Source organism: Pseudomonas sp. CFBP 13727 (assembly GCF_014841915.1).
In the GTDB taxonomy this organism is placed as follows: Bacteria; Pseudomonadota; Gammaproteobacteria; order Pseudomonadales; family Pseudomonadaceae; genus Aquipseudomonas; species Aquipseudomonas baltica.
Genome location: NZ_JACYUT010000006.1, coordinates 399,437 through 416,878 on the forward strand (window position 1 = coordinate 399,437; position 17,442 = coordinate 416,878).

The 17,442-nt window shown below is 61.0% G+C and carries 16 protein-coding genes; 1 reads left to right on the forward strand and 15 read right to left on the reverse strand.

Annotated features, from left to right (window positions below; genetic code table 11):
* Positions 1–67: 67 nt before the first annotated feature.
* The 9 genes from sucD to sdhC form a co-directional block, all read right to left on the reverse strand.
* Positions 68–949, reverse strand: coding sequence for a succinate--CoA ligase subunit alpha (sucD, locus tag IFT76_RS19490; RefSeq protein ID WP_122477308.1), 882 nt, complete (start codon positions 947–949; stop codon positions 68–70).
* Entirely contained in the window at positions 949–2,115 is a 1,167-nt protein-coding gene (gene sucC, locus IFT76_RS19495; protein ID WP_122477306.1) for an ADP-forming succinate--CoA ligase subunit beta, read from the reverse strand. Before sucC ends, sucD begins: the two co-directional genes overlap by 1 nt.
* 178 nt (positions 2,116–2,293) lie before the next feature.
* Positions 2,294–3,727: a dihydrolipoyl dehydrogenase gene (gene lpdA, locus IFT76_RS19500; RefSeq protein WP_122715781.1), complete on the reverse strand. Its 1,434-nt coding sequence runs from the start codon at positions 3,725–3,727 to the stop codon at positions 2,294–2,296.
* A 100-nt stretch (positions 3,728–3,827) separates the two neighbouring features.
* Positions 3,828–5,060, reverse strand: coding sequence for a 2-oxoglutarate dehydrogenase complex dihydrolipoyllysine-residue succinyltransferase (gene odhB, locus IFT76_RS19505; RefSeq protein ID WP_192059891.1), 1,233 nt, complete (start codon positions 5,058–5,060; stop codon positions 3,828–3,830).
* A 42-nt stretch (positions 5,061–5,102) separates the two neighbouring features.
* Entirely contained in the window at positions 5,103–7,934 is a 2,832-nt protein-coding gene (locus tag IFT76_RS19510) for a 2-oxoglutarate dehydrogenase E1 component (RefSeq protein WP_122477300.1), read from the reverse strand.
* A 244-nt stretch (positions 7,935–8,178) separates the two neighbouring features.
* Complete coding sequence (locus tag IFT76_RS19515) at positions 8,179–8,883, reverse strand: succinate dehydrogenase iron-sulfur subunit (protein ID WP_043193659.1); 705 nt, start codon at positions 8,881–8,883, stop codon at positions 8,179–8,181.
* Between the two features lie 11 nt (positions 8,884–8,894).
* The gene (gene sdhA, locus IFT76_RS19520; protein WP_122477298.1) at positions 8,895–10,667 is read right to left on the reverse strand and encodes a succinate dehydrogenase flavoprotein subunit; all 1,773 of its coding nucleotides are present in this window, start codon (positions 10,665–10,667) and stop codon (positions 8,895–8,897) included.
* 3 nt (positions 10,668–10,670) lie between these two features.
* A complete protein-coding gene (sdhD, locus tag IFT76_RS19525; RefSeq protein WP_043190640.1) occupies positions 10,671–11,039 on the reverse strand; it encodes a succinate dehydrogenase, hydrophobic membrane anchor protein in 369 nt (122 codons plus the stop codon).
* Complete coding sequence (gene sdhC / locus IFT76_RS19530; protein ID WP_185793015.1) at positions 11,033–11,419, reverse strand: succinate dehydrogenase, cytochrome b556 subunit; 387 nt, start codon at positions 11,417–11,419, stop codon at positions 11,033–11,035. The genes sdhD and sdhC overlap by 7 nt, the downstream gene beginning before the upstream one ends.
* A 349-nt stretch (positions 11,420–11,768) precedes the next feature.
* Here sdhC and gltA point away from each other — a divergent pair, with 349 nt between their 5' ends.
* Complete coding sequence (gene gltA / locus IFT76_RS19535; protein WP_192059894.1) at positions 11,769–13,058, forward strand: citrate synthase; 1,290 nt, start codon at positions 11,769–11,771, stop codon at positions 13,056–13,058.
* A 48-nt stretch (positions 13,059–13,106) separates the two neighbouring features.
* Here gltA and IFT76_RS19540 read toward each other — a convergent pair whose 3' ends face one another.
* The 6 genes from IFT76_RS19540 to IFT76_RS19565 all read right to left on the reverse strand — a co-directional run bounded on the left by IFT76_RS19540 (position 13,107) and on the right by IFT76_RS19565 (position 17,433).
* Positions 13,107–13,709 (reverse strand): START domain-containing protein, encoded by a 603-nt coding sequence (locus tag IFT76_RS19540; protein WP_192055611.1) that lies wholly within the window; start codon positions 13,707–13,709, stop codon positions 13,107–13,109.
* A gap of 37 nt (positions 13,710–13,746) precedes the next feature.
* Positions 13,747–13,998 (reverse strand): YkgJ family cysteine cluster protein, encoded by a 252-nt coding sequence (locus IFT76_RS19545; protein ID WP_122477294.1) that lies wholly within the window; start codon positions 13,996–13,998, stop codon positions 13,747–13,749.
* A gap of 131 nt (positions 13,999–14,129) precedes the next feature.
* The gene (locus IFT76_RS19550; protein WP_185793013.1) at positions 14,130–14,639 is read right to left on the reverse strand and encodes a translation initiation factor 2; all 510 of its coding nucleotides are present in this window, start codon (positions 14,637–14,639) and stop codon (positions 14,130–14,132) included.
* A gap of 73 nt (positions 14,640–14,712) precedes the next feature.
* Entirely contained in the window at positions 14,713–16,152 is a 1,440-nt protein-coding gene (locus tag IFT76_RS19555) for an aminotransferase-like domain-containing protein (RefSeq protein WP_122477290.1), read from the reverse strand.
* A 112-nt stretch (positions 16,153–16,264) separates the two neighbouring features.
* A complete protein-coding gene (locus IFT76_RS19560; RefSeq protein WP_122477288.1) occupies positions 16,265–17,065 on the reverse strand; it encodes an OmpA family protein in 801 nt (266 codons plus the stop codon).
* A gap of 14 nt (positions 17,066–17,079) precedes the next feature.
* Positions 17,080–17,433: a DUF4398 domain-containing protein gene (locus IFT76_RS19565; RefSeq protein ID WP_425311949.1), complete on the reverse strand. Its 354-nt coding sequence runs from the start codon at positions 17,431–17,433 to the stop codon at positions 17,080–17,082.
* Between the last annotated feature and the right edge of the window lie 9 nt (positions 17,434–17,442).

A 17,442-nucleotide genomic window follows, 5' to 3' on the forward strand; every position in this document is an offset into this window, starting at 1 on the left:
ACACAAAAGCCACCCGAAGGTGGCTTTTGTGACTACGCAAACAACCCAGCAAACAGGTAAGCGAAGCTTACTTGACTGCCCAGCCCGTCAGCTCGGCCAGGGCCTTGCCGATGTCGGCCAGCGAACGCACGGTTTTCACACCGGCGTCCTGCAGGGCAGCGAACTTCTCGTCTGCAGTACCCTTGCCGCCGGAGATGATTGCACCGGCATGGCCCATGCGCTTGCCCGGAGGAGCAGTCACACCAGCGATGTACGAAACAACCGGCTTGGTTACGTGAGCCTTGATGTAGGCTGCGGCCTCTTCTTCGGCAGAACCACCGATCTCGCCGATCATGACGATCGCTTCGGTCTGTGGGTCTTCCTGGAACAACTTCAGGATGTCGATGAAGTTCGACCCTGGAATCGGGTCACCGCCGATGCCGACGCAGGTCGACTGGCCGAAACCGGCGTCAGTGGTCTGCTTCACGGCTTCGTAGGTCAAGGTGCCGGAACGCGACACGATGCCAACCTTGCCTGGCAAGTGGATGTGGCCTGGCATGATGCCGATCTTGCACTCGCCCGGAGTGATGACGCCCGGGCAGTTAGGGCCGATCAGGACGACACCCAGCTCGTCGCACTTGACCTTGGCTTCCAGCATGTCGATGGTCGGAATGCCTTCGGTGATGCAGACGATCAGCTTGATGCCGCCGAACGCTGCTTCAAGGATGGAATCCTTGCAGAACGGAGCGGGTACGTAGATGACCGAAGCGGTGGCGCCGGTTTTCTCGACAGCTTCCTGAACGGTGTTGAATACCGGCAGGTTCAGGTGAGTGGTACCACCCTTGCCTGGGGTCACGCCGCCGACCATCTTGGTGCCGTAGGCGATGGCCTGTTCGGAGTGGAAAGTACCCTGCGAGCCGGTGAAGCCCTGGCAGATGACCTTGGTGTCTTTATTGATCAGGACGCTCATTACTTGCCCTCCGCAGCTTTGACAACTTGTTGAGCAGCGTCGGTCAGGCTGGTGGCTGCGATGATGTTCAGACCGCTTTCCGCCAGTACTTTAGCGCCCAGTTCAGCGTTGTTGCCTTCCAGGCGCACAACTACCGGGATTTTCACGCCGACTTCCTTCACCGCGCCAATGATGCCTTCGGCAATCATGTCGCAACGAACGATGCCGCCGAAGATGTTGACCAGTACGGCCGCGACATTGGTGTCGGACAGGATGATCTTGAACGCTTCGGTTACGCGTTCCTTGGTGGCACCACCGCCTACGTCGAGGAAGTTGGCTGGCTTGCCGCCATGCAGGTTGACGATGTCCATGGTACCCATGGCCAGGCCAGCACCGTTGACCATGCAGCCAATGTTGCCTTCCAGGGCCACGTAGTTCAGTTCGAACTTGGCGGCGTGCGCCTCACGCGGGTCATCCTGCGATGGGTCGTGGAAACCCTTCAGCTTCGGCTGACGGTACATGGCGTTGGCGTCGATGTTGATCTTGGCATCGAGGCAATGCAGATCGCCATCGGCCTTGATGACCAACGGGTTGACTTCCAGCAGGGCCAGATCGTGGTCCTGGAACAGCTTGGCCAGGCCAACGAAGATCTTGGCGAACTGAGCAACCTGCTTGCCTTCCAGACCCAGCTGGAATGCCAGCTCGCGGCCCTGGAACGGCTGCGCGCCGACCAGCGGATCGATGGTGGACTTGAGGATCTTCTCGGGAGTGTCGTGAGCGATCTTCTCGATGTCCACGCCACCTTCGGTGGAAGCCATGAACACGATGCGACGGCTGGAACGGTCCACTACGGCGCCCAGATACAGCTCTTTGGCGATATCGGTGCAGGACTCGACCAGGATCTTGGTGACGGGCTGACCGTTGGCGTCAGTCTGGTAGGTCACCAGACGCTTGCCCAGCCACTGCTGAGCGAAAGCCTTGGCGTCTTCCTTGCTGCGAACCAGTTTCACACCACCAGCCTTGCCGCGACCACCAGCGTGGACCTGGGCCTTGACGACCCACTCGCTGCCGCCGATCTTGTCGCAGGCTTCTGCGGCGTCTTCCGGGGTGTCTACCGCGTAACCCTTGGATACTGGCAGGCCGTATTCAGCGAACAGCTGCTTACCCTGATACTCGTGAAGATTCATGCTTATTACCGTCTTCGTTAGGTACTGCGCTTTTCGGCGCTGCGCTTCATGATTGAAGTGCCGCGCCACCTGTGACTGCTACTCGCCGGTTGACCGGCGAGGTGAGTCCGGCGGACGTTCCGCGGCAGGTCCTGTGGACAGGACATGCGACGGGCAGGCCGCCGTGGTTTCTTATTGTTTAACGCTTCTTGCGGTTGGCAATGTGAATGGCGCCGCCATTCACGGCCAGGGCCGCTTCGTGCAGGGCTTCCGACAGGGTCGGATGCGAGAAGACCATCATGCCCAGGTCTTCGGCACTGGTGCCGAATTCCATGGCGATGGCGCCCTGCTGAACCAATTCTGCCGCGCTCGGGCCGATCACGTGTACACCCAGTACGCGGTCGGTCTTGGCATCGGCGATGACCTTGACGAAACCGCCGGTGTCGTTGGCCGCCATGGCGCGACCGCTGGCCGCGAACGGGAAGCTGCCGACGTTGACTTCAACGCCTTCGGCCTTCAGCGTCTGTTCGGTCTTGCCGACCCATGCGATTTCCGGGTGGGTGTAGATGACCGAAGGGATCAGATCGTAGTTCATCACGGCCTTGTGGCCCTTGATGCGCTCGACGACCATGATGCCTTCCTCGGACGCCTTGTGCGCCAGCATCAGGCCACGCACCACGTCGCCGATGGCATAGACGCCAGGCACGCTGGTGGTGCAATAGTCGTCGACATAGATGAAGCCGCGCTCATCGATGTCCACGCCGCTGTCCGAAGCCAGCAGGTCGGTGGTGACCGGGCGACGGCCCACGGCGACGATCAGCTTGTCGAAGGTGATCGTCTGCTCGCCGTTGGCGTCGGTGTACTTGACCAGGACTTCTTCACCCTGCACTTCGGAACCGGTCACGCGCGCGCCGAGCTTGATGTCCAGGCCCTGCTTGGTGAAGGTCTTCAGGGCTTCCTTGGACACCGCGGTGTCGGCAGCCATGAGGAACGTGTCCAGTGCTTCGAGTACGGTGACTTCCGAACCCAGGCGCGACCATACCGAACCCAGCTCGAGGCCGATCACACCGGCGCCGATGACGCCTAGACGCTTGGGCACCTGCTGGAATTCCAGCGCGCCGGTGGAGTCGACGATGGTCTTCTGGTCGACAGGGGCCGGCGGGATGTCGATCGGACGCGAGCCGGACGCCAGGATGACGTTGTCGGCCTCGACGATTTCAACACCGTTGGGGCCGGTGACTTCGACTTTCTTGCCGGCCAGCAGTTTGCCGTGGCCTTGCAGCACGGTTACGCCGTTGGACTTGAACAGGCCGGCGACGCCGCCGGTCAGGTTCTTGACGATGTTGGACTTGCGACCAATCATCGCCGGCACGTCAATGGTCACGCCAGCGTGGTTGATGCCGTGGATGGCAAAGCCATCCTGTGCTTCGTGGAATTTCCACGAGCTGTCCAGCAGTGCCTTGGAGGGAATGCAACCCACGTTCAGGCAGGTACCGCCGAGGGCCAGCTTGCCCTCGCCGTCTTGATACTTCTCGATACAGGCAGTCTTGAGGCCCAGTTGTGCGGCCTTGATGGCAGCGACGTAGCCACCGGGGCCTGCGCCAATCACTACCACGTCGAATTTCTGAGTCATAAAACGATTCCTATTAGCGGCATGCTTGAAGCCCAGGTGCCGAGTTCCGGATCAAGCTGCGTGGGCTCGATGGCGGATCCCGGGACCTGTGGCTGCCTTATCAGATATCCAGCAACAGACGCGCTGGATCTTCCAGCAGGTTCTTGATGGTCACCAGGAACGTCACGGCTTCCTTGCCATCGATCAGGCGATGGTCATACGACAGCGCCAGGTACATCATCGGGCGGATGACCACCTGGCCGTTGATCGCCATCGGGCGCTGCAGAATGTTGTGCATGCCCAGGATAGCCGCCTGCGGCGGGTTGACGATCGGGGTCGACATCATCGAACCGAAGGTACCACCGTTGGTGATGGTAAAGGTACCCCCGGTCATTTCGTCCATCGACAGCTTTCCGTCGCGCGCCTTCTTGCCGAAGGTGGCGATGCCGCCTTCGATCTCGGCCAGGCTCATGGCCTCGGCATTGCGCAGGACGGGAACCACCAGACCGCGATCACTGGAAACCGCCACACCGACGTCGGCGTAGCCGTGATAGACGATGTCCGAGCCGTCGATCGAGGCGTTGACGGCCGGGAAGCGCTTCAGCGCCTCGGTAGCTGCCTTGACGAAGAACGACATGAAGCCCAGGCGCACGCCATTGTGCGACTTCTCGAAGAGGTCCTTGTACTTGGAGCGCAAGGCCATGACTTCGGTCATGTCGACTTCGTTGAACGTGGTCAGCATGGCCATGTTCGACTGGGCTTCCACCAGACGCTCGGCAACCTTGGCGCGCAGACGGGTCATCGGCACACGCTTTTCGGTACGGTCGCCGACGCTCTGCACGATGGCAGCGGCAGCGGCTGGCACGGCCGGCTTGGCGGCCGGTGCAGACTTCTTGGCTTCGATGGCGGCGACCAGGTCCTCCTTGGTGACGCGGCCGTCTTTGCCGGTGCCCTTGACGCTGTTCAGGTTGATGCCGTTTTCTTCGGCCAGCTTGCGTGCAGCCGGGCCGCCAATGGCGTCATCGTCGCCAGCGGCAGGCGCCGGAGCCGCCTGCGGTGCGGCAGCCTGAGGCGCAGCAGCGGCCTGAGGTGCGGCAGCAGGTGCAGCAGCGACGCCGCCCGCCTCGATGGAGCCCAGGACTTCGTCCGACAGAACGGTGTCGCCTTCGTTCTTGACGATCGCGCCCAGCACGCCGTCGGCGGTGGCCAGCACTTCCAGGACGACCTTGTCGGTCTCGATGTCCACGATCAGGTCATCGCGCTTGACCGCGTCGCCCGGCTGCTTGTGCCAGGTGGCAACGGTGCCGTCGGCGACCGATTCCGGGAAGGTAGGGGCTTTGATCTCGATAGCCATTATCAGTATTTCCTTAAATTCGGTTTCAGGTGCGCGTTGGCATTAAACGGTGAAGGCATCTTGCAGCAATTTGGCTTGCTGCTCGGCGTGCATCGAAGCGTAACCACAAGCCGGGGCAGCCGATGCGTCACGGCCGGCATACTCGAGGACCAGGGTCTTCTTGTGATTGCTCATGCTGCGGCGCAAGTGATGCTGACTGCTGTACCAGGCACCCTGGTTCATCGGCTCTTCCTGACACCAGGCCACATGTTCCAGATTGGTGTAGGCAGCAATCGCTTCCATCAGGTCGTCTTCGGGGAACGGATACAGCTGCTCGATGCGCACGATGGCCACATCTTCGCGACCTTCGGAACGGCGCTTCTCCAGCAGGTCGTAATAGACCTTGCCGCTGCACAGCACCAGACGCGTCACCTTCGCGGCGTCCAGGGTATCGATTTCCGGAATGACCGTCTGGAACGAGCCTTCGGCCAGGTCTTCCAGGGTCGACACGGCCAGCTTGTGACGCAACAGCGACTTGGGCGTGAGCACAATCAGCGGCTTGCGCAGCGGACGAATCACCTGGCGACGCAGCAGATGGTAGATCTGCGCCGGGGTGGTCGGCACACACACCTGGATGTTGTGCTCGGCGCACAACTGCAGGTAGCGCTCCAGACGTGCGGAAGAATGCTCCGGGCCCTGCCCTTCGTAGCCGTGCGGCAGCAGCATGGTCAGGCCGCACAGACGGCCCCACTTGTGCTCGCCACTGGTGATGAACTGATCGACCACCACCTGTGCACCGTTGGCGAAGTCGCCGAACTGGGCCTCCCAGATCACCAGCGCATTGGGCGAGGTGGTCGAGTAGCCGTATTCGAATGCCAGCACCGCTTCTTCGGAAAGGAAGGAGTCGTACAAGTCGAAACGCGGCTGGCCATTGTAGAGGTTCTGCAACGGGATATAGGTCGCCGCATCCTTCTGGTTGTGCAGCACCGCGTGCCGGTGCGAGAAGGTGCCGCGGCCGATGTCCTGGCCGGTCATGCGGATCGGATGGCCTTCGAACGCCAAGGTGGCGTAGGCCATGGTCTCGGCATAGCCCCAGTTGATCGGCAAGCCACCGGCCTGCATCTTCTGCCGGTCTTCATAGATCTTCGCAACCTGACGCTGGACCACGAAGCCTTCCGGGATCTCCAGCAGCTTGGCGGACAGTTCCTGCAAGGTCTTGAGGTCGAAGCTGGTGTCGTGACGCGCCGTCCAGGCATGGCCCAGGTACGGGCGCCAATCGACGAACAATTCCTTGTTCGGCTCCTTGACCAGGCTCTTGACCACGTGCAGACCGTTATCCAGCGCGTTGCGGTACTCGTCGATCTGGCTTTGAACGCTGCCTTCGTCGAGCACGCCGGCCTTGATCAGGCTTTCGGCGTACAACTCGCGCGTGGTGCGCTGCTTGGCGATCTGCTGGTACATCAGTGGCTGGGTGCCGCTAGGCTCGTCAGCTTCGTTGTGACCGCGACGGCGGTAGCAGACCAGGTCGATGACCACGTCACGCTTGAACTGCATGCGGTAGTCGATCGCCAGCTGGGTGACGAACACCACGGCTTCCGGGTCATCGCCATTCACGTGCAGGATCGGCGCCTGGATCATCTTGGCCACGTCGGTCGCGTACTCGGTGGAGCGCGCGTCGTACGGGTTGCTGATGGTGAAACCAACCTGGTTGTTGATCACGATGTGCACGGTACCGCCGGTCTTGAAACCGCGGGTCTGCGACATCTGGAAGGTTTCCATGACCACGCCCTGGCCGGCGAATGCAGCATCGCCGTGCAGCGAGATCGGCAGCACCTTGTCGCCGACCGCGTCGTTGCGACGGTCCTGGCGGGCACGCACCGAGCCTTCGACCACTGGCGACACGATTTCAAGGTGGGACGGGTTGAACGCCATGGCCAGGTGAACTTCGCCACCTGCGGTCATCACGTTGGACGAGAAGCCCTGGTGATACTTGACGTCACCGGAACCCAGCTCGACCTTCTTCTTGCCTTCGAATTCGTCGAACAGGTCGCGGGGGTTCTTGCCGAAGGTGTTGACCAGCACGTTGAGACGGCCACGGTGGGCCATGCCGATCACGACTTCCTTGGTGCCATAGGAGCCCGAGCGCTGGATCATCTCGTCCAGCATCGGAATCAGGCTCTCGCCGCCTTCCAGACCGAAGCGCTTGGTGCCCGGGTACTTGGTGCCCAGGTACTTCTCCAGGCCCTCGGCTGCGGTGACGCGCTCGAGCACATGGCTGCGGCTCTCGGCCGAGAACGATGGACGACCGCGCACGCTTTCCAGGCGCTGCTGGAACCAGCTGCGCTGCTCGGAATCGGTGATGTGGGTGAACTCGGAGCCGATGGTGCGGCAATATGTCTGCTGCAAAGCCTCGAGAATTTCACGTAGGCTCGCCTCCTCTTTGCCGATGAACAGGTCGCCGGCACGGAAGGTCGTATCCAGATCGGCATTGGTCATGCCGTAATGGTTGATTGACAGGTCTGCCGGAGCAGGCCGTTGCCACAGCCCCAACGGGTCCAGTTGGGCTGCCTGGTGGCCGCGCATCCGGTAAGCCTGAATCAATCGCAGCACTTCCACCTGCTTCTTCTCGTGCTCGCTGCTCACGCTACCGGCGGAAACCGGTTGGGCACGGCGCTGGTTTTTGGCCAGCAGGACGAAATGATCGCGGATGGTGGAGTGTGCAACGTCGGTGGCAGTGCTGCCTTCGGCAGGCAACTTCTGAAAGTAGGTGCGCCATTCTTCTGGCACAGCGTTAGGGTCGTGCAGGTAAAGCTCATAGAGCTCTTCCACATAGGCAGCGTTACCACCGGATAGGTGGGCGCTGTTCCACATGCGCTGCATCACGCTTTCTTGCATGCTTGGTCACCCTCGGTTAGGGGACACCACCGGCGCTCACACCTTGGGCGTACTGACGCGGTCCATGTACAGCGACCGTGCAAGCCACCTCAGTTGTACGCTGGTAGTCCGGGTACCAGCCCGGAGCCCCTGCTGGTCTTGTTTCTTCGAAAGTAAAAGCGAAGCCTTACGCAGCCACGCTCGGGTTTTCATCACAGCACAGGATCAATCCTGCGCTGTGATGGCTTGCGGTGTAGCAGATGAATCAGACGCCGTTGGACAACAGCATGTTCCGCACGTGGCCAATGGCTTTGGTGGGGTTCAGGCCTTTGGGGCAAACGCTGACGCAGTTCATGATGCCGCGGCAGCGGAATACGCTGAACGGATCATCCATCGACGCCAGGCGCTCGCTGGTCCGGGTGTCACGGCTGTCGGCCAGGAAACGGTAAGCCTGCAGCAGCGCCGCCGGGCCGAGGAACTTGTCGGGGTTCCACCAGAACGAAGGGCAGGACGTCGAGCAGCAGGCGCACAGGATGCACTCGTACAGACCGTCAAGCTTCTCGCGCTCTTCCGGAGTCTGCAGACGCTCGATGGCCGGGGCCGGCGTGTCGTTCTGCAGGAACGGCTTAACCTTCTCGTACTGCTTGTAGAAGATGCTCATATCCACGACCAGGTCACGGATGACCGGCAACCCTGGCAGCGGGCGCACGATCAACTTGTTACCTTTTACGACAGCGGACAGCGGCGTGATGCACGCCAGGCCGTTCTTGCCGTTGATGTTCATGCCATCGGAACCGCATACGCCTTCACGGCACGAGCGACGATAGGAGAAGCCTTCGTCCTGTTCCTTGATCAAGGCCAGCACGTCCAGCACCATCACATCCTTGCCACCGGTGTCGACCTGGAATTCCTGCATGGACGGCGCAGCGTCCTGGTCCGGGTTGTAGCGATAAACACTGACTTGCAACATGGCGGCCACCCTCAGTAAGTCCGGATCTTCGGTTCCATGGTCGGAACGGTTTTCGGCGAGAAGTTCACGGCGCGTTTGGCAACACGTTTTTCACCCGGGAAGTACAGGGTGTGGCACAGCCAATTTTCGTCGTCGCGATCTTCGAAGTCTTCACGGGCGTGAGCGCCGCGGGACTCTTTGCGATGCTCGGCGGCAATCGCGGTGGCTTCCGCCACTTCCAGCAGGTTCTGCAATTCCAGCGCTTCGATCCGGGCGGTGTTGAAGCCCTGGCTCTTGTCGTTGATCTTGACGTTGGCAATGCGCTCGCGCAGGCCGGCCAGCTGATCGATACCTTTCTGCATGTACTCGCCGGTGCGGAACACACCGAAGTAGTTCTGCATGCAGCTCTGCAGTTCTTTGCGCAGGCTGGCGACATCTTCACCCGTGGTGCGCGCGTTGAGGCCGTCCAGACGCGCCAGGGCGACTTCCAGATCGGTGTCGCTGGCGCGGCGGTATTCGATACCCTCGCTCAGCGCCTGCTCCAGGTGCAGGCCTGCGGCACGACCGAACACCACCAGGTCGAGCAGCGAGTTGCCGCCCAGGCGGTTGGCGCCATGGACCGACACGCAAGCCACTTCGCCCACGGCGAACAGGCCCGGGATGATGGCGTCGTTGCCATTGGCATCCTGGGTGATTGCCTGACCGTGGATGTTGGTAGCGACACCCCCCATCATGTAATGACAAGTTGGCACGACAGGAATCGGCGCAACGGCCGGATCGACGTGGGCAAAGGTCTTGGACAACTCCATGATGCCTGGCAGACGGCTGTGCAGCACTTCCTCGCCCAGGTGATCGAGCTTGAGCATCACGTGATCGCCATCGGGACCACAGCCGTTGCCGGCGATGATTTCCTTGACCATCGAGCGTGCAACCACGTCGCGACCGGCAAGGTCCTTGGCGTTCGGCGCGTAGCGCTCCATGAAACGCTCGCCATGCTTGTTGATCAGGTAGCCGCCTTCACCGCGGCAGCCTTCGGTGACCAGTACACCTGCGCCGGCAATGCCGGTCGGGTGGAACTGCCACATTTCGATGTCCTGCACCGGCACACCGGCACGCAAGGCCATGCCCACGCCGTCACCGGTGTTGATCAGGGCATTGGTGGTGGACGAGTAGATACGCCCGGCCCCGCCGGTAGCCAGTACGGTGGCATTGGCGCGGATGTACGAGGTCTCGCCGGTTTCGATGCAGATGGCGATGACGCCAACGATCGCGCCGTCCTGGTTCTTCACCAGATCGACCGCGTAGTACTCGTTGAGGAATACGGTGCCGGCCTTCAGGTTGGCCTGGTACAGGGTGTGCAGCAGCGCATGGCCGGTACGGTCGGCAGCGGCGCAGGTACGTGCGGCCTGGCCGCCCTTGCCGAAGTCCTTGGACTGGCCACCGAACGGACGCTGGTAGATACGGCCCTGCTCGGTACGCGAGAACGGCAGCCCCATGTGCTCGAGCTCGAAGACCGCTTCCGGGCCTACCGAACACATGTACTCGATAGCGTCCTGGTCGCCGATGTAGTCGGAACCCTTGACGGTATCGTACATGTGCCAGCGCCAGTCATCGTTCGGGTCGGCCGAGGCGATGGCGCAGGTGATGCCGCCCTGCGCCGACACGGTGTGCGAGCGAGTAGGAAATACCTTGGTGACGACGGCGGTCTTGTGACCACCCTGGGCCAGCTGCAGCGCTGCGCGCATGCCGGCACCACCACCACCAATGATGATGGCGTCGAAGGAAAGCGTACTAATGTTAGCCATGAATCAGATACCCCAAAGAATCTGCACACCCCAGACGAAGTACGCGAACATCGCAACGCCGCATACCGCCTGGAACAGGAAGCGTATAGCCGTGGCCGACTTGCCGAACGCCATCGGCGTCAGGTAGTCGGTGGCAATGGTCCACATGCCTACCCAGGCGTGGGCGCCGAGGGCGACCAGCGCCAGAAGGCTGAAGATGCGCATCCAGTTGCTGCTGAACAGCGAGTGCCATTGGGTGTATTCGATGCCTGGATTGGCAACGATGTAGCCGATCAGAAAAAGAAAATAAGCCGCGAGAACGACCGCAGACACACGCTGTGCCATCCAGTCATAGAGGCCCGAACGCGAAAGGTTCGTAACGTTGGTTACCATACCCAAACTCCTGCCAGAACGATCAGCACCACCGAGATGATGAGAACAATTTTAGAGCCCAGCTTGCCGCCTTCCAGCGTCTCGCCGATGCCCATGTCCATGATCAGGTGGCGCACACCGGCCACCAGGTGATACAGCAAGGCGGACAGCAGGGCCCAGATCACGAACTTGGCCAGCGGGCTGGTCATATACGCCTTCACCTCGCCGAAGCCTTCCTCGGAACCCAGGGATTTGCCCAATGCGTACAGCATGAGAGCGATGCCCAGGAACAGGATGACACCGGATATACGATGGAGAATGGACGTGTAAGCAGTGACAGGGAGTTTGATGGTCCTTAGGTCTAGGTTTACAGGTCGTTGGCTATTCACGGCTTTTTTCACACTGAAGAGCCCCTAGCAAGCAGGGCAAGTTGTAGGGAAGTGTACTGGTCAGGTACTCACCACCCAGGAGGTGACGACCCCGTCGAAATGGCTCGGAAAAGCCCCCGGCGGTCGGCTGCCGAGTATAGACAGTTAGGATACTAATGACAACGCACCGCAGGCCCCGGACGGCGGATTGCGCATGCATGGCAAAAGGTTTGAACGGGGCGTAATTTCGCGAAAAAAGCCCGCTCGCAGCGCTCTGGAGCCTTACTTTAAGCAAATTGACATTCGAATTTATCTCACTATAGTGGTGCGGGCCCTGCGTGGGGGGTCTGTCTGATGATTCCAAGCATTAATAGGAGGCCACATGGCTGACAAAAAAGCGCAGTTGATCATCGAGGGCGCAGCCCCCGTCGAGCTGCCGATTTTAACCGGCACCGTTGGTCCCGATGTAATCGACGTCAGGAGCTTGACTGCCACGGGCCGCTTCACTTTCGACCCAGGCTTCATGTCGACCGCCTCGTGCGAGTCGAAAATCACCTACATCGACGGCGACGCCGGAATCCTGCTGCACCGCGGCTATCCGATCGAGCAACTTGCCGAACAATCCGACTATCTTGAAACCTGCTACCTGCTGCTCAACGGCGAATTGCCTACGGCCGAGCAGAAAGCCAAGTTCGTTGGCAACATCAAGAACCACACCATGGTTCACGAGCAGTTGAAGACCTTCTTCAACGGCTTCCGCCGCGATGCCCACCCGATGGCCATCATGTGCGGCGTGGTCGGTGCGCTGTCCGCGTTCTACCACGACTCGCTCGACATCAATAACCCGCAGCACCGCGAGATCTCGGCAGTACGCCTGGTGGCCAAGATGCCGACACTGGCGGCCATGGTCTACAAGTACTCCATGGGCCAGCCCATGATGTACCCGCGCAACGATCTGTCGTATGCGGAAAACTTCCTGCACATGATGTTCAACACGCCGTGCGAGATCAAACCGATCAGCCCGGTACTGGCCAAGGCCATGGATCGCATCTTCATTCTGCACGCCGACCACGAACAGAATGCGTCCACTTCCACCGTGCGCCTGGCAGGCTCGTCGGGTGCCAACCCGTTCGCCTGCATCGCGGCCGGCATTGCAGCACTGTGGGGGCCTGCCCACGGCGGTGCCAACGAAGCCGTGCTGACCATGCTCGACGAGATTGGCGATGTCTCCAACATCGACACCTTCATCGCCAAGGCCAAAGACAAGAACGATCCGTTCAAGCTGATGGGCTTCGGTCACCGCGTCTACAAGAATCGCGACCCGCGGGCCACTGTGATGAAGCAGACCTGCGACGAAGTGTTGAAGGAACTGGGCATCAAGAACGATCCGCAGCTCGAACTGGCCATGCGCCTGGAAGAGATCGCCTTGACCGACCCCTACTTCATCGAGCGCTCGCTGTACCCGAACGTCGATTTCTATTCGGGCATCATCCTCAAGGCCATCGGCATTCCAACCAGCATGTTCACGGTCATCTTCGCCTTGGCGCGTACCGTGGGCTGGATCTCGCACTGGAAGGAAATGCTGTCGAGCCCGTACAAGATCGGCCGCCCACGCCAGCTGTACACCGGCGAGAAAAGCCGCGACGTGACCGCTCTGGACGATCGCATCTAAGCCTTCGCGTCACAACGAAAGGCCGCCTCCGGGCGGCCTTTTGCGTTGCTACTGCTCCGCTTTCGTGCGCAATGCCTTGAGCGTATTGAATGGGGCATCCACGACGAACTTGTTGGCCAGCCAGGAGGGCACGCTGCCGCCCGGCTCGGTGTGCACCTGGTAGATCACCTGGGTCTGATTGGCACCCTGGGGCACCATCTTCCAGAAACCTTCCACTTGCGCCACACGCACGAAGCCTTTCTCCTGCGGCACATAGTCGGCCGCCCCGGCCAGATTGCGGGTGACGCTGCCATCACTGCCATCGACCGTGGTGATATGCAGCACCGAGTCGCGCGGGGTGACCGGCCACGGCGTATTGAATTGGGTGTAGGTCCAGGTCTGATCGCCTTGATGCTTGAGCAGCTTCTGCGCCTTGCACTCATGAATCCAGGTACAGGCCCCGGCGACGTCCTCCTGCATGGCACGCAGCTTGGCCACGCTGGCCTTGATCGTGGTTTCGCCCCTATAGGCCTTGTACTTGGAGCCCGCGACTTCACTCAGGGAAACCTTGATTCCCTCCTCGTCCTTGGCCACCGACCACTGCTCGGCGTGGGCAGACAGGTGAACGCTGCCCAGCAGGGCAACCAGCGCTATACGATGCATCGCTCTCATTGTTGTTGTTCCTTGTTGTCGAGGATCGAGACTGTGTCTACGCGGTCATCTGCTCCCACCAGCCCAGAATGCGCACGGCGTCCTGGTCGCTGTCGCCACACACTTCGGGATCGGCATGAAACGCCGAGCATACTGCTGGCCGCTCGGGCAGGCCGAACAGGGCACACAGGTTGTCCAGAGACAGCTGCACGCAGCGCTGCCCGGCCGGCTTGCCCAAAGGCATGCCGGGGATAGGCGAACTGATGGAGGGAGCGATGCAGCAGGCGCCACAGCCTTCGCGGCATTTCATGACGTCATGACCTCACAGGCACAGAGTGTTGTAGAGCACCCATGGTAGTGACCCAACGAGCGTTTGAAAATGCCTGCGTCGATAATTCGGTCGAGCCATGTGTAACGGCCGACTGAACTGGCCAACATGGCTCATTGCTTGAAATTGAAGTCCAGCGCGGCGCCCTCGACTTCACGACCATCGCTGCGCCGCTGCAGCTGCATCTCGTTGTTCAGCAGGCGACCATTGAGCTGGAAGTCTTCGCTGCCCTTGTCGCTGAAGAAGGCAGGGAGAATTGGCTTGGGTGCAGGCTCGGCCAGCGGCGCAGGGTGTACGGCAGCGTTGACGGGCTGGGTCGGCGGCTTGAGGTCCTTGACGATGTCCTTGGGCAGGCTCAAATCCAGGTTGGGCTTGGGCACCGGCGTGGCAATGACGTCCGCTTCCTTGCGCGACCGGCTTTTGGCAGCCTTCTTGCGAACCACAGGCTTTTTCGCGGCAGGCTTCTTCGCCGCAGAATCAGCCTTGGCGGTCGACTTTGCGGCATCTGCCGAGCGTGTCGCAGCCGACGGGCTGTCCGGCGTTTGCGCGTGAACAGCGGGCACGGCAATGAAGCCCAGATTCAAGCAGAAAACCAGCAATGCGAGACGGCGCTTGGTGTTCATAGGGGCACGACAACTACGACGAAGCCTCTATGCTCCCTGTTAAGCGTCGTGCTGACAAGCCCCTCGTACAGTTTCAATAGGAAACTCCAGACTCCTGACACAGTTGCCGCGCCAGTACGCCGAGTGTTGCCAGTGCACGCTCCGCCTCGCGGTTCCACGGCACGCCACAGTTGAGCCGAATACAGTGGTTGAACTGCTCTGTGTTGCTGAAGATCAGGCCAGGCGCGATGCTGATTCCCTGCTCCAGTGCACGCACATGCAGCTCCTGGGTGTTGACCCGCCCGGGCAGGCTCACCCAGAGGATGAACCCTCCGGTAGGCCGCGTGATCTGCGTACCTTCCGGAAAATGCTGCTGTACCGCCAGCTGGAAAGCACTCAGGTTCTTGCGGTACTCCTGGCGAATGAAACGCAGGTGCCGGTCGTAGCCGCCGTTTTCCAGATAACTGGCAACACCCATCTGCGTGACGCTGCACGCCGAATGGGTACTGAACGTCTGCAGCCGCTGGACCTCGGCCTGGTATTTGCCGGCAATCATCCAGCCGATGCGCACGCCGGGCGACAACGTCTTGGAGAAGCTGGAGCAATAGATGACATGGCCCAGCCGGTCGAATGCCTTGAGCGCCTTGCTCTTGCCCTGCTCGAACATCAACTCGCCGTAGATATCGTCTTCGATGATCTGGATATCGAAATCCGAAGACAGCCGCAGCAGCTGCTTCATGCGTTCTTCGGGCATGGTTCCGCCCAGCGGATTGCTCAAGCGCGGCGTCAGGACCAGCGCTTTGATCGACCACTGGTTGGCAGCCAGCTGCAACGCTTCCAGGCTGATACCGGTGGACGGATCACTGGGAATCTCGATGACCTTCAGGCCGAGCAGGTCCGCCAGCTGCAACAGGCCATAATAGGTAGGTGACTCGGCCGCGATCAGGTCGCCAGGCCGGGTGAGCACGCGCAGGCTCATCTGCAATGCATCGACGCAGCCATGAGTGATCACGATCTCCGAGGGATCGACCACCACACCGGCATCACGCATGCGGATCGCCACCTGCCGGCGCAAAGGCTCGAAGCCTGGGCTGAACATGTAGCTGAAGGCGCGCGGGCTCTGGAAGCGGGTGACTTTGGCCAACTGCTGATGCAGCGCGCGTACCGGTAGAAATTCGACATGGGGCACTGCGGCCCCCAATGGAAATACGCCCTCTCGACGGGATTCGTCGAGCACCTGCTGGATGATACTGCTGCGGGTAACCAATCCCGGACGCTCTACCCGGGCAATGTCAGGCGTAGGCGCGGTCAGCGCCGGGGTCTGGTGCACGTAGTAGCCGGACTGGGGCCGCGCGCGGATCAACCCCTGGTCCTCGAGGTTGGCATAGGCTTGCAATACCGTGGCATGGCTGACATTGAGCTGGGCGCTCATCTTGCGCACCGAAGGCACGCGTTCGCCTGGCTGGTACACGCCGCGACGGATGTCATCAGCCAGCTGCTGGGCGATACGCTGGTAGAGCAAGAGATTGGTCATGGCCGGACCTTCGATGTGCCAGAAGACCCCTACAGATACGAACTGTACGGGGACAGCTGGCAGGATAGCAGAGCTGATCCTGCAACTGCACGGGCCACTTGCAACCTTGCGTTCAACCGCGGGGCAGCGCCAACTCGCCCTTGGAATTGGAAAAGACGATCTCGACCCGCCGATTCTGCGCCCTGCCCCGCTCCGAAGCATTCGCGTCCACCGGGTAGGCATCGCCATAGCCCTGCACTTGAATGCGCGACTCGTCGATACCCAGGTCGACCAGGGTGTCGGCCACCGACTGCGCACGGTCGGCAGAGAGCTGCAGGTTGAACGCTTTCTCTCCGGTGTTATCGGTATAGCCTTCGATACGCACCACGCGCTTGGGGTTGAGCTGCAGGAACTGCACGAGCTTGAGGATCGTGCGATTGGCCTGGGGCTTGAGCTGAGCCTCACCGGTATCGAACAATACATCGCCCAAGGTCATGACCAGGCCGCGGTCCGCCTCGACGTTGGCCAGCGCCAGAATCTGCTCTTCGAGCCATTTGCCCTGCTGCTGCACGCTTTCCAGCTTGGAGTCGCGCAAGGCCAATTGCAGGCGCTGCAGGTCCATCTGCGCCTTGGTCAGGCGCTGCTGGTTAAGCAACTGCTCGCTTCGCTCGCGCGCGATCTCGCTGTAGCGCAGGCTCAGATAGGCATAATGCTGGGCGTCGCTGCCGGTGCCCCAATAGCTGGCAAGTCGCTCGGCACGGGCCAGCGACTCGCCTGCACGGATGACATCCTTGGGCGCGCTGCGCAGCACGCTGGAATCATCGCGCACGGCCTGGAAAGCAGTCTCGGCACGCTGCACCGCCTCGCTGTTGGCGCGCTGGCCGGAGCAACCCACTGTCATCAAGCCGGCGGCCAGCAGCAGCCCCGTGCGCATTGCCGTCAACTGCTTCACTGCATGTCCCCCAATTGTTTACGCAGGCGTTGAATACGAGCGTCCAGGGCCTTGAGCTGCTCCTGCCCCTTGGCGGTCAACAACTGATCCTCGGCCAGGCGCGCATCCAATTCGGCCTGTTCGGCGTTGAGCCGGGCGCCCTTGTAGTTGCCATCGGCCATTTGCGCACGCGCCTGGGCGAGCTTGCCAACCGCCAGCTGCATCGCCGGGTTTTCTTCTGTTGCACCGACTGCGCGCGCCTGTTCGACGGTTTGGTCGGCCAGACGCAATTGCTGCGTGGGCGCCGGATCACTGGCACAGCCAGCGAGCAGCAAGAGCAGCGAGCCTGCGGTCATAGCTTGAACGTTCACGAAAAATTC

Coding starts and splice junctions, on each gene's coding strand:
- sucD (WP_122477308.1), bottom strand. CDS start 949: ATGAGCGTCCTGATCAATAAAGACACCAAGGTCATCTGCCAGGGCTTC.
- sucC (WP_122477306.1), bottom strand. CDS start 2,115: ATGAATCTTCACGAGTATCAGGGTAAGCAGCTGTTCGCTGAATACGGC.
- lpdA (WP_122715781.1), bottom strand. CDS start 3,727: ATGACTCAGAAATTCGACGTGGTAGTGATTGGCGCAGGCCCCGGTGGC.
- odhB (WP_192059891.1), bottom strand. CDS start 5,060: ATGGCTATCGAGATCAAAGCCCCTACCTTCCCGGAATCGGTCGCCGAC.
- IFT76_RS19510 (WP_122477300.1), bottom strand. CDS start 7,934: ATGCAAGAAAGCGTGATGCAGCGCATGTGGAACAGCGCCCACCTATCC.
- IFT76_RS19515 (WP_043193659.1), bottom strand. CDS start 8,883: ATGTTGCAAGTCAGTGTTTATCGCTACAACCCGGACCAGGACGCTGCG.
- sdhA (WP_122477298.1), bottom strand. CDS start 10,667: ATGGCTAACATTAGTACGCTTTCCTTCGACGCCATCATCATTGGTGGT.
- sdhD (WP_043190640.1), bottom strand. CDS start 11,039: ATGGTAACCAACGTTACGAACCTTTCGCGTTCGGGCCTCTATGACTGG.
- gltA (WP_192059894.1), top strand. CDS start 11,769: ATGGCTGACAAAAAAGCGCAGTTGATCATCGAGGGCGCAGCCCCCGTC.
- IFT76_RS19540 (WP_192055611.1), bottom strand. CDS start 13,709: ATGAGAGCGATGCATCGTATAGCGCTGGTTGCCCTGCTGGGCAGCGTT.
- IFT76_RS19545 (WP_122477294.1), bottom strand. CDS start 13,998: ATGAAATGCCGCGAAGGCTGTGGCGCCTGCTGCATCGCTCCCTCCATC.
- IFT76_RS19550 (WP_185793013.1), bottom strand. CDS start 14,639: ATGAACACCAAGCGCCGTCTCGCATTGCTGGTTTTCTGCTTGAATCTG.
- IFT76_RS19555 (WP_122477290.1), bottom strand. CDS start 16,152: ATGACCAATCTCTTGCTCTACCAGCGTATCGCCCAGCAGCTGGCTGAT.
- IFT76_RS19560 (WP_122477288.1), bottom strand. CDS start 17,065: ATGCGCACGGGGCTGCTGCTGGCCGCCGGCTTGATGACAGTGGGTTGC.